Genomic DNA, 12,312 nt, shown 5'->3' on the forward strand with positions numbered 1-12,312 from the left:
CTGACCGTCGAAGCCGTCAATCGGACAGTAGCGAGGATCAATCTACGCCCGCGCAAGCGCTTGGGCTGGAAGACGCCGTACGAAGTGCATACAGGGGTGAGCGTTGCACTTATGTGTTGAATTCAGGCCCGAATACGTTGTGAGCAAGTTGGCAGACGGCTTGAATAACCGGGGTAAACCGCTAAAGGGGAGCAAAGTCCTGATACTCGGTATCGCCTACAAGAAAAACGTAGATGATATGCGTGAGTCGCCTTCAGTAGAAATCATGGAGATGCTCGAAGCCAAGGGCGCCACGGTTGCCTACAGTGATCCGCATGTACCGGTATTCCCTAAAATGCGTGAACACCATTTTGACCTCAGCAGTGTAGAGCTGACCGCCGATAGCCTGGCAAGTTTTGACGCGATTGTTTTGGCCACTGACCACGAGAAGTTCGACTACGAACTGATCAAGTCTTCTGCCCAACTGATCGTGGACAGCCGCGGTAAGTACCGTGTTGCCGCACCTCATATTGTAAAGGCATGATCAAGCCGTCCTGAATGACGCGCGCTCCCGGCATCCATTCGTGGAATGCTGGGAATCTTCGAATGTTATAGGAAAGACTCATGAAGAATTTTGCTCTTATTGGCGCTGCCGGGTACATCGCGCCGCGCCATATGCGTGCCATCAAAGACACGGGTAACGTGCTGGCTTCTGCGTATGACATCAATGACTCGGTTGGAATCATCGACAGCTTGTCTCCAGACAGCGAGTTTTTTACTGAGTTTGAGCGTTTTCAAGAGCATGCATTTCGATTGAAGCGAGATTCGAGCACAGCGCTTGATTACGTTGCAATCTGCTCACCAAACTATTTGCACCATGCTCACATTGTTGCGGGCCTACGACTGGGCTGTGACGTTATTTGTGAAAAGCCGCTAGTGCCTACCACCGAAATTCTTGATGAGCTTGCGCTCGTAGAAAGAGAAACCGGTAAGCGTGTATTTAACATCCTGCAACTTCGTCATCACCAAGCAATCCTAAACTTGAAGAGCAAGGTCGCCAGTGAGCAAAAAGACGGTAAGTACGAAGTCGAACTTACCTATATGACCTCTCGTGGCAAGTGGTACATGGAAAGCTGGAAAGGCGACCCACGTAAGTCATTTGGCGTGGCGACCAATATTGGCGTTCACTTCTACGACATGCTGCATTTCGTTTTTGGCAAGCTTGAGCGAAACGTCGTGCATTTTGTTAATGAACACAAGGCGGCTGGCTATCTGGAATACGAGAAAGCGAAGGTGCGTTGGTTTCTGACTATCGACGCCAATGATTTGCCCGCCGCGGTTAAAGGTAAAAAGTCGACCTACCGTTCTATTACAGTAGACGGTGAAGAACTGGAGTTCTCGGAAGGCTTTACTGATCTTCACACCATCAGTTACCAAGAAATATTAGCTGGTCGTGGCTATGGTATAGAAGACGCACGCCACTGTGTTCAAACTGTGGAGACCATTCGTGCTTCCGCACCTGTGGCACCGGGCGCTGGTGAGGGTCACCCGATGCTTGCAACCCTGCTACGTTGATTGGTTTTCGTGCTGATAGGATGGCGCTTGCCATCCTTTTCGATTTCCAATATTAATAATCTGTAGTGGCTGGTGAGGCGAAAAGTACATTGCTGATGTCAAAAAAAAATAATGACTCGAATGAACACAGTGGTATTGGTTTTAGGGGTGATATTCAAGGGTTGAGAGCGATTGCGGTCTTGGCCGTCATGATTTTTCATGCCAATAGCAGCTGGTTGCCGGCTGGATTCATTGGTGTGGATATTTTTTTTGTGATTTCTGGTTATATTATTTCTTCTGTCCTTCTTAAAGAAGGCAAGGCGCTGAGTTGGAGTCAGTTCTATTGGGCGCGAGTCAAAAGAATTATCCCGGTCTACCTGGTTATGTTGTCCTTGGTGTGTGTGGTTTCCGCTCTGTTGCTCACACCGGTAGATTTTTCATTTTTTAAAAGCTCTTTACGCTCTGCATTATTGTTTGTGAGTAATCAGTATTACGCTGGATTTGGGGATTATTTTGCGCCGGGCGCGCACGAGTTACCATTGTTGCATACATGGTCGCTGGCAATTGAGATGCAGTTTTATCTGTTTTTGCCGATTATTATTTACTATGTTCCTCGTCAGTTCCTTGCGCTTTTGCTCGGTGTGTTGTCCATTGCTTTTTTCACATATGCCGAGGTAAAGCTAGGCGCAGCGGATAATCAGAGGCACGTGTATTTCTCACTTCTTGCCAGGGTCCCTGAGTTTCTAGTTGGCGCGCTGATTACGGTAAGTGGCGTTGGTCGATCGTGGTCTCCAAGGCTGTCATTTGTAGTGGGAGTGATGGGCGCTGCATTGTTGCTGTTTTCACTCGTATTTATCGATGAAAAGAACTTTCCGGGATTCTCTTCGAGCTTGCCATGTATTGCTGTAGGTATGATTATAGCTTCCCGGCGCGGTGTGGTTAATAACCTGCTGGCTTTGCCACTGTTAGTTACAATCGGCGCACTGTCCTATTCGCTATATCTCTGGCACTGGCCTGTATTGGCGTTTATGCGTTATTACCTTGGCCAGGATAAGCTCCCAATTGTATGGATCTGCAGCTTCGTACTTCTAACCTATCTGTTGGCATGGGCATCTTACCGGTGGGTGGAAACCCCCCTGAGAAGTCGTTTAGTCAAGATTAGGCGCTGGGTCGTGTTGTCTGCGATTACCGCTTGCATGATTGCGATTAGCCTGATTCTGAATCCAATGATTGAAAAGCCTCTGCCTAGAGAAATGACCCGATATTCTCCTCCTGACCAGATTTGTCATGGGCGGATCATTGGAGATTGCTTACGTGGTGATCACGAGCAAAGCCAGCCTGTACTCATTATTGGAGACAGTCATGCTGCGCAATTGAACGAGTTTTTCGACGTGGCAGGTGTTTTAGGCAAGTTTTCCGCGAGAGTTATCACCGCGAGCAATTGTGTTCCGATCGCCGAATTCGACGTTGAGCGAATTCCTGATTTTTCCCGTGCTGATTGCCGTGCGCAGATTGCCGCCCTGAAGGGATACATCGATAACGCTAAGGTGATCGTAATAGCCGCCATGTGGCAATGGCATGTCCCTAGTAAAGATTTTATGGCTGCGCTCGCTGATTTCCTAGACACCGCCGCCCAGCGTGATGTGAAAGTCATTGTCCTGGCTCAGGTTCCGATGTTTAACACCAACCTGGTTAGGGTAAAGCGTTTTGCTGCGCTGGGATTGCCGGTGAGTATTACGGAAAATAGCGAATGGGCAGGCGCCAACCAAAAAGTCTCTGAGCTGGCTAATCGCTACCGCGGGGTGCAGTTTCTTGATTTTTCCCGCAGCGAGTTCTTCCGCGATGCACCCTTTGTACAAGGGCAACTGATCTATATGGATGACAGTCATTTAAATGAGCTGGGAGCGCGGCAGTATGGCCTGTTCGCAGTCCCGTTCCTGAAAGCGGCCCTGGCAGCGACTTCAGAATGAGACTGACCGCCATCATGTACCATTCGTGGTAGTTCTGCCAGGTGATGGTGGCCTCTCAGTTCACTGCGCGCCGCAAACGGGAATTGATTTTGCGCCGATATTTTTCATTCAAGCTGCTTGATAGCGGGGGGAGGCACGATTATTGTGTGTGCATCCCCCGTGCGGACTAATTTCACGCCAGAAGCGATAAGCCCAATTGAAAATATTTTCACAAACGTATGATTTTTATAGGAGTAGCTGATTATTTTCCGTTTTTACATGGCGATAAATGTAAGCGGGAAAATGCAAACTCCAGGGTGTCTGCGGTGTGTAATGGGCGCAAATATTTCCACGCTGAGAGTCGCTCGTGGGGATTCCTATCTCTTGGGACGGCTATGATGAATTGCCAACCGAGCGTTTGCATTTTTCCTGCTGATGCGGGGCACGAATTTTTTATTGAGCAGCAGTTGGTTGGGGTACTGGATTGTGAGTTGAAATGAATAGCTGAGATTCGATAGTTTGATCTGTCGGATATTAATAGTTAAGCTATTTTTTGGATGTGTTGCTTTTGTATGTTAATGATGAGGGCGAAATGGATTATACGGTACATCCAAGTGCGATTGTTGATGACGGGGCTAGTATCGGGCGTGGATCCCGAGTTTGGCATTTTGTACACGTATGTAGCGGCGCCGTAATCGGTGAGGAAGTTTCTCTCGGGCAAAACGTCTTCGTTGGTAATAAAGTCGTCATTGGCGACCGATGCAAGGTTCAAAACAATGTTTCGGTGTACGATAATGTTACATTAGAAGAGGGGGTGTTTTGTGGTCCTAGTATGGTGTTTACAAATGTCTATAACCCCCGATCACTGATTCAGCGAAAAGATGAGTACCGTAATACGCTTATACAGAAAGGTGCGACGCTTGGCGCTAACTGCACGATAGTGTGTGGTACTACAGTTGGGCGTTACGCTTTTGTTGGTGCGGGTGCTGTGGTAAATAGAGATGTGCCGGCATATGCTTTAGTGGTCGGCGTGCCTGCTAAGCAGATTGGCTGGATGAGTGAGTTTGGCGAGCAACTTGACCTTCCGTTAAATGGGGAAGGGGCGGTGAAATGTCAGCATACAGCCGCGGTGTATGTGTTGTGTCAAAATGAACTAAAAAAAATGGACGCTTAAATGATTGAATTCATTGATCTAAAAACTCAGCAAGCCAGAATAAAAGATGAAATAGATTCGGGTATACAAAAAGTCCTGGCTCATGGCCAGTATATACTCGGCCCAGAAGTTTATGAGTTAGAAGATCGGCTGAAAGAATTCGTTGGCGTTAAATACTGTATTACCTGTGCAAATGGAACAGATGCGCTGCAGATCGTTTTGATGGCGCTGGGGGTAGGTCCGGGGGACGAAGTAATCACCCCAGGGTTCACCTATATTGCTACGGCGGAAACGGTGGCACTGCTTGGCGCAAAGCCTGTGTATATCGATGTCGACGCAAAAACGTATAACCTCGATCCTGCGTTGCTCTCTGCTGCGATCACGACCCGCACGAAAGCTATCATTCCTGTATCGCTTTATGGCCAATGCGCTGACTTTGACTCGATTAACTCAGTCGCCCAGAAGTATGGCATCCCTGTTGTTGAAGACGCGGCGCAAAGCTTTGGTGCTATTTACAAAGGTCGACGCTCCTGCAACCTGAGCAAGGTTGCGTGCACAAGCTTTTTCCCTAGTAAGCCTCTGGGCTGCTATGGCGATGGCGGCGCGATCTTTACCAATGACGATAGTCTAGCAACTATCATTCGACAGATTGCCAGGCATGGACAGGATAGGCGCTACCATCACATTAGAGTAGGTGTGAACAGCCGTTTGGATACTCTTCAAGCATCCATTTTACTGCCAAAGTTAAAGATTTTCTCTGACGAGTTGGAGCGTCGTGAGGAGGTGGCTGGCAGATACAATGATTTATTCAAAGCGTCCGGTAAGTTTTCACCTCCCTTTGTCGAATCCTACAATTCGAGTGCGTGGGCGCAATATACCTTGCTGGTCGAGAATCGAGAGGAATTGCAGAAAAAACTCAGTGACGTTGGAATTCCTACGGCAGTTCACTATCCGATTCCTCTGAACAAGCAACCAGCAGTTGCTGACCCTGATGCAAAGTTGCCAGTGGGTGATCTTATTGCCGATCAGGTAATTAGCTTGCCGATGGGGCCATACTTGAGTGTGGAGGATCAAAAGAAAATCGTCGAAGTAGCCATTAGCTAATGTCGGCATGAGCAGGCGCCTTTTTATGGTGATAGTGTTGGTGGCGGATGAAAAACTGCCGGACACACGTCGAATTAAGGCGCAGCCCCTCAAACAGATCTTAATTGTCCAACACATACAACAGTGAATATTTTTTAATGAGGCTCATCTTAAAGAGTGATTATTGGAGAAGTATAGCCTCGGTACTGACCGGGTCGGCGATTGCCCAAATCATCCCCATTCTAGGTGCTTTGGTCATCGCGAGGCTCTATTCGCCCGGTGAGTTTGGTGTTTTTGCTTCGTGGTTGGGCGGTGTGGTCTTTTTGGGCGTACTCGTAACCGGCAGGTTTGAGACCGCACTGGCTATCGAGCAGGACGGGGAACCCCGAGGTCATGCTGCCTATGCAGTGCTGGTCACGTCACTTATGGTCGCTTTCGGTTTGATGTTTGCGATTTTGGTACTGTCATATGCGTTCCCGGCAATCACTCAGAGTATTTCCATTACGTTACTACTATGTGCCGTCCCTACTGCCCTCACTATTGGCGTTCTCCAGACTTGGCAATCTTGGGCGGCCGCAGAAGGCAATTATGGCCAGCTTTCGAGAATGAGAATCTGCAGCGCATCGGCGATCACCCTTTTACAAATTGGGTTGGGCTGGATTCAGCCAAGCGCCACAACGCTCGGTGTTGGCTATTTTCTTGGCGGACTGATTGCTTGTGGCATCGCCATGAAGCTCATGCCGCTTCGTGTCCCTGGTCAGGATGCAACTAAAGTAAAAACAATCAAAGAGTTTTGGTCCCGTCAGCGTAGGTTTCCACAATTTTCGCTACCTGCGGATGCGATAAATTCCGCAGCTGCGCAGTTGCCCATTATCATTGTGGCGCATCGATATGGGGCTGAGGTGGCTGGGTTGCTGGCCATGACATTGCGGATTCTAGGCGCTCCGCTTGGCCTGTTGGGGAAGTCGGTGCTGGACGTTTTCAAACGGCACGCCGCTTCCCACTATCGGCAATATGGAGAGTGCAGCGATATGTATATTCGCACGCTTAAGGTGTTGTCCGTTGGTTCATTAGTATTTGTCGTAGCTATGTTATTTTTGAGTGAGTCGCTTTTTGTTGTGTTTTTTGGCGAGAAGTGGCGTTTCTCTGGAACCATCGCTACTTGGATGTTGCCCTACTTTGCGTTGGCATTTATTGCCAGTCCTCTGAGCTATATGGTTTACATCGCTGGTAAGCAAAATCTTGATTTGATGTGGCAGTTGGCTCTACTGGCGATGACTGTGACTGCGTTGAGCGTCTTTCAGAATTACGCGACGGCGTTGAAGATTTACAGTGCTGGATATGCTGCTTTGTATTTCGTTTACATAGCCATGTCGTATCATTTCAGCTTGGGTGAGAAAAAATGATTGTTATTGTCGATTACGATATAGGCAATGTGGCCGCTGTATCGAACATGTTGATGCGTTTGGGTATTCGATCGCTGATCACCTCAGATGCGCAGGAAATTGAGAAGGCAAGTAAAATCATTCTGCCTGGTAATGGCTCGTTTGATGCCTGCATGAAAAATTTAAAAGCCAGTGGTCTGATTGGTCTGTTGGAAGGCAAGGTATTGGGGCAACATACTCCACTCTTGGGGATCTGCGTGGGCGCCCAGATGCTGGGCAAGAGTAGCTCTGAAGGAAATGAAGCTGGTCTTGGATGGCTCGATATGGAAGTGAAAAAATTTCCCGAAATAGAAGGTTTACGCGTACCTCACATGGGTTGGAATGACGTATTTGCGTGCGCTGGCGTACGACACTATTTGACGGATGATATTGAGAGCGATGCCCGATTCTATTTCGTGCACAGCTATTTTATGCAACCTGCCGACCCACGCAATGTTATATTGACTGCGAAGTATGGTCTAGAGTTCGCGGCTGGTGTTGCACAGGGGAATATATGCGGCGTCCAGTTTCATCCTGAAAAAAGTCATCGCTTTGGCAAGCGCCTTTTAAATTCTTTTGCGCGAGAACTATAAATGCACCGCCCACGCATAATTCCTTGTTTGCTGATAAGCGGCAATGGCTTGGTAAAAACCAAAAAATTCAAGGATTCAAGGTATATCGGCGATCCTGTTAATGCTGTCAGAATTTTTAGTGACAAGGAAGCGGATGAGATTGTTGTTCTTGATATCGATGCATCGAAAAATCAAGTCGAGCCCAATTATCAGTTGATTGAGGAGATAGCGGGGGAGGCCTTTATGCCTCTGGCATATGGGGGAGGCATTAGGACTATTTCCCAAGTCAGGCAGTTGATCAGGTTGGGTATTGAAAAAGTAGTAATAAATACTGCATCGGTTGAGTCAAAAGGGCTTATAAGGAAGGCTGCAGATATATTTGGAAGCCAGGCGATTGTAGGTGCTGTAGATATTAAGAGAAATATATTCGGTACCTATAAAGTCTATGTGAGGTCTTCAACGGTCGAAGTGAAGTGCGGCTTGGACGAGCACATCGACCATTTGGTATCCGAGGGCGTCGGCGAAATTTTTATAAATAATATTGATCGAGACGGCACGATGAGCGGTTATGACTTAAGCCCTATTTTGCGTACCACCAGTAGAGTTAATGTTCCCGTGGTCGCGTGTGGAGGTGCAGGGTCTATCGAGGATCTAGCGAGTGTCATTCAAGAAGGGCATGTCTCGGGGGCGGCGGCGGGTAGTATGTTTGTTTTTCACGGTAAGCATCGCGCGGTCCTAATCAATTACCCTAAAAGCATTCAGTTATAGTATGGGCAATGGGCGTTTGATCAAAGCAAGCATAATTAACTCAATGGTGTTGGGAACCATTGGGTTGTTTATAATGATTTCGTACGTCCTGCAGCTGCAGCAGGATAATGAATATATAGGCTATACACATATAGATGCGGATATGGCCTACATGTTCCGCGTCCTGTGCGGGGTAATCTTGCTCGGTGTACTATTACCTAAGAAAATTATCAGGCCCTCTGATTTTTTTTCGTTCCTATATGGTTTTTTTGTTTTACTCCCTTATGTGATGTTAAGTTCCGTACGCGGAAATGTAGCGATTGAAGAGTTTTTCATGCTTTTCTCGGTATTGGTGCTACCTCTTTTGATCGTCAAGCTAATGGTCATTAGCATGCCAGTCATCCGGGTGCCTGGAATTCTAACTCAAGGTAGTGTGATCTTTATTCTTTGTTCTCTTGTCGCGGTCGGTATTGCCGTTGCGTTATCTAACCCGACCGCCTCTGCAGGCTTTGACTTCTCTAGTGTGTATGAGCGCAGGTTGGAGGGGCGGGAGATATTTATTTCAGGCTCTCTCTTTTCCTATATCAGTTCTGCAATCATTAATGGCGTTTCGCCTTTTATTGCTTTCTGGGCATGCTGGAAGAAAAAACACTGGCTAATGATAGTGCCAATGTTGTGCTGGTTGACATTTTTTTACTTGTTGGGAGTTAAGGCGCCTCTGTTAGCTATCGGTGTGGCTGCTCTTCTGGGAGTGGCGGCAAACAAGGCGAAGATAGTTTTTTTTATAAAATATGTATATTGGCTGGTGGTTGGGGCTTTTTGCATATTTATTATTGAATACAGCCTGAATGGCTACTCTTATGTAGCCGACTATTTCATTCGTAGGTCGTTTACCGTTCCACCATGGGTGATGTCATCTTTTTTTGAATTTATGAGTTCAGACCATACCTCCTGGACGCTGTTGGGTGGAGCGATTGAGGATAAGCCCGTCAGCCTTCTTGTAGGCGAAAATTTCCTAGGTATGGAAGGTCTTAATGCCAATACCAATGCATTTGTCTATAGTTTAGGGGCAGGAGGGCTGCCGTACTATTTTCTGACAATCGTGATGGTAGGCGTTGTTTTTCTTATATTGGATTCTGCATTTCTATTGAAAAGTAATCCTAGCTTTATATGTCTTGGCTTCTCTTATTCCATCTTAGTCGTTGAGCAGGCCGCTACAACCGCGTTGCTATCATCTGGAATAGGTATGTTGATGGCGCTCTTGATCTTCTCTAAACGAAATGTGGACAGTACTTATGCTGCAAAATGACACATATAGGATCTGCACCAAGTGTGTAATGGATACCTCTGATAAGGAGATTACCTTTAGTGAGGAAGGTGTCTGTAATCACTGTTTGAAGTTTGATCTGGTTTCTAAGAGCAGTTGGTTTCCTAATGAGGCCGGGGCTGCGAAGTGGGCGCAAATTATTGAAGAGATAAAACAGGCCGGAAAGGGGAGGGAGTATGACTGTGTCCTGGGGTTAAGTGGCGGCGTTGATAGTTCTTACTTGGCGATAAAGGTGAAGGACTGGGGGCTCCGTCCGCTGGTGGTTCATGTAGATGCTGGATGGAACAGTGAACTGGCGGTTGCGAACATTGAATCCATCGTCAAGCATTGCGATTATGATCTTCACACGCATGTGGTCGATTGGGAGGAAATGCGTGATTTACATCTTGCGTACATGAGAGCCGGCATCTCTAACCAAGACGTTCCTCAAGATCACATATTTTTCTCGAGTCTTTATCACTTCGCCATAAAGAATGGTATTAACTGCATGATGTCTGGCGGAAATCTAGCGACGGAAGGAGTTTTTCCAGAGTCGTGGCACGGGACTGCAATGGATGCCATTAATCTGAAGGCAATTCATAAGAAATTCGGTACCCGCAAGCTTAAAAATTATAAGACTATCAGTTTTTTTCAGTATTATATTTGGTACCCGTTTATAAAAAAAATGCGTACTGTGCGGCCCTTGAATTATATGCCATACGATAAGGAGCAGGCGCTGCAAGAGTTAAGGGATACTGTTGGCTACAAGCCATACGCCCGTAAGCATGGCGAGTCGCAGTTTACTAAGCTATTTCAGAATTATTATCTTCCCAAGAAATTTGGCTACGATAAGCGTCGCCCACACTTATCTAGCCTGATAGTCTCCGGTCAGATGAGCAGAGAAACGGCGCTAGAGAAGCTCGAGGATCCACTATATGACTTGGATGAGCTTGAGCTCGATATTGCTTATTTTTGCAAAAAATTGAGGATCTCTAGAGCCGAGTTCGATGACCTGATGAATGCTCCGATTCATAGTCATACTGATTTTTCCACTTGGAATGGGCGATATCGAACTCTGAAGCTTGTACAAAGAGTGATTGCTCGTTTAACGGGGCGGCGATTTAGCGTGTACTCCTGATGCCACGTGTTTTTAACATTCAACGTTCGGAAGTTTTATCATGAAAGTATGTCACCTGACATCGGCGCATCCTCGTTTTGATAGTCGAATTTTCTTCAAGGAGTGTGCGTCCTTGAAAAATGCCGGATATGAAGTGTCGCTAGTTGTGGCCGATGGTATGGGTGAGGAAGTGAAAAACGGAATCAATATTCATGATGTTGGCAGGTCCAGAGGCAGACTGAATCGGATGTACGCTACCACTCGAAGGGTGTTCCAACGAGCAATTTTGGTGGATGCCGATATTTACCATATCCATGATCCAGAGCTGATCCCGGTTGGCAGAAAGCTGCTGCGTCATAATAAAAAAGTAATTTTCGATGCACACGAAGATCTGCCAAAGCAAATTTTAGCTAAATCTTACATGAACGTTGTGGTTAGACATGTGCTTTCCCGCGTTTTTTACTTGTACGAACATATTGTCTTGTCCAAATTTACCGGGGTCATAGCGGCAACGCCTTTCATCAGAGATAAGTTTTTAAGAATTAACTCGAATGTTGTTGATATCAATAATTTTCCTATCTTGGGTGAATTGACCGATGGCGTGCCAGCGCAACAAAGTCTCAGTCCCAATGTTTGTTATGTCGGCGGTATTTCGAAGAATCGCGGGATCTTGGAGATTATCGACGCGGTAGGGCGTAGCGCGCATGACGTCAAACTCTTGCTGGCCGGTGTGTTTTCAGAGCCTGCTGTCGAGTCGCAGGCTCAAGGCATGTTCGCTTGGAAGAAGGTGGACGCTTTAGGTTATCTCGATAGAGAGGGCATTAGAGACGTCTTGCAGCGTTCTTTGGCAGGGCTGGTCACTCTTCATCCGACCATCAATTACATTGATGCGCTGCCGGTTAAGATGTTCGAGTATATGAGTGCGGGCGTACCCGTCATCGCTTCAGATTTTCCGTTGTGGCGTAGTGTTGTGATCGAGAGTGAATGTGGCCTGTGTGTTGATCCTCTTGACAGCCAGTCCATCGCACGTGCAATTGATTTCTTATGTGAGAATCCTGAGCAGGCGCGAATAATGGGAAGCAATGGTCAGCTAGCTATAAAAAACAAGTATAATTGGCAGATAGAAGAGTGGAAATTGCTCAATTATTACAAAGCACTTGGTAGATAAGTGCTGTCCTCCATTGAGCGCCTTGGAGGGGTTGAATTAAGATTGCGCCTTGCCATTATTTACGGTTAGGGGCGTCGCGTTGGTAGAGCGCTGATTGGGCTGAATATCTCCAATCAGCATCATGATTTTATAGGGGGCGGTTGCAGGATCTGAGTGCAACACGGTTATTGAATTGAAGCGGGAGCATCATGCCGCATCACCACGGCTTCTTGCATCACTTCGCCCATCACCTCGATCGGGCATTTGAAGTCGAAGCGTTT

Annotated in this window: 10 protein-coding genes and 2 pseudogenes; all 12 read left to right on the top strand. The window is 47.0% G+C overall.

Features of this window, described 5'->3' with window-relative positions; all coding sequences use genetic code 11:
* Positions 1-120, top strand: a pseudogene (locus tag ABX75_RS29290) (IS30 family transposase); the annotation flags it as partial.
* Positions 121-127: 7 nt separating this feature from the next.
* A pseudogene (locus ABX75_RS27540) lies at positions 128-523 on the top strand (UDP binding domain-containing protein); the annotation flags it as partial.
* 80 nt (positions 524-603) lie between these two features.
* A complete protein-coding gene (locus ABX75_RS27545) occupies positions 604-1,554 on the top strand; it encodes a Gfo/Idh/MocA family protein (protein WP_034137449.1) in 951 nt (316 codons plus the stop codon).
* Between the two features lie 95 nt (positions 1,555-1,649).
* Complete coding sequence (locus ABX75_RS27550; RefSeq protein WP_034137450.1) at positions 1,650-3,503, top strand: acyltransferase family protein; 1,854 nt, start codon at positions 1,650-1,652, stop codon at positions 3,501-3,503.
* Between the two features lie 571 nt (positions 3,504-4,074).
* Positions 4,075-4,656, top strand: a complete 582-nt coding sequence (locus tag ABX75_RS28895) for an acyltransferase (protein WP_080761408.1) — start codon at positions 4,075-4,077, stop codon at positions 4,654-4,656.
* The gene (locus ABX75_RS27560) at positions 4,657-5,739 is read left to right on the top strand and encodes a DegT/DnrJ/EryC1/StrS aminotransferase family protein (protein WP_047883091.1); all 1,083 of its coding nucleotides are present in this window, start codon (positions 4,657-4,659) and stop codon (positions 5,737-5,739) included.
* Positions 5,740-5,843: 104 nt separating this feature from the next.
* Entirely contained in the window at positions 5,844-7,124 is a 1,281-nt protein-coding gene (locus ABX75_RS28150; RefSeq protein ID WP_144419334.1) for an oligosaccharide flippase family protein, read from the top strand.
* Positions 7,121-7,735 (top strand): imidazole glycerol phosphate synthase subunit HisH, encoded by a 615-nt coding sequence (gene hisH / locus ABX75_RS27570; RefSeq protein ID WP_047883092.1) that lies wholly within the window; start codon positions 7,121-7,123, stop codon positions 7,733-7,735. The genes ABX75_RS28150 and hisH overlap by 4 nt, the downstream gene beginning before the upstream one ends.
* Positions 7,736-8,482, top strand: a complete 747-nt coding sequence (locus tag ABX75_RS27575) for an AglZ/HisF2 family acetamidino modification protein (RefSeq protein WP_034137454.1) — start codon at positions 7,736-7,738, stop codon at positions 8,480-8,482.
* Between the two features lie 73 nt (positions 8,483-8,555).
* Positions 8,556-9,770, top strand: coding sequence for a hypothetical protein (locus ABX75_RS27580; protein WP_144419335.1), 1,215 nt, complete (start codon positions 8,556-8,558; stop codon positions 9,768-9,770).
* Positions 9,757-10,905, top strand: coding sequence for an N-acetyl sugar amidotransferase (locus ABX75_RS27585; protein ID WP_034137456.1), 1,149 nt, complete (start codon positions 9,757-9,759; stop codon positions 10,903-10,905). Before ABX75_RS27580 ends, ABX75_RS27585 begins: the two co-directional genes overlap by 14 nt.
* A 40-nt stretch (positions 10,906-10,945) precedes the next feature.
* Positions 10,946-12,052: a glycosyltransferase family 4 protein gene (locus ABX75_RS27590; RefSeq protein WP_034137457.1), complete on the top strand. Its 1,107-nt coding sequence runs from the start codon at positions 10,946-10,948 to the stop codon at positions 12,050-12,052.
* Positions 12,053-12,312: the final 260 nt, after the last annotated feature.

The sequence above is a fragment of the Pseudomonas sp. ARP3 genome, assembly GCF_001029595.1.
Lineage (GTDB): Bacteria > Pseudomonadota > Gammaproteobacteria > Pseudomonadales > Pseudomonadaceae > Aquipseudomonas > Aquipseudomonas rhodesiae.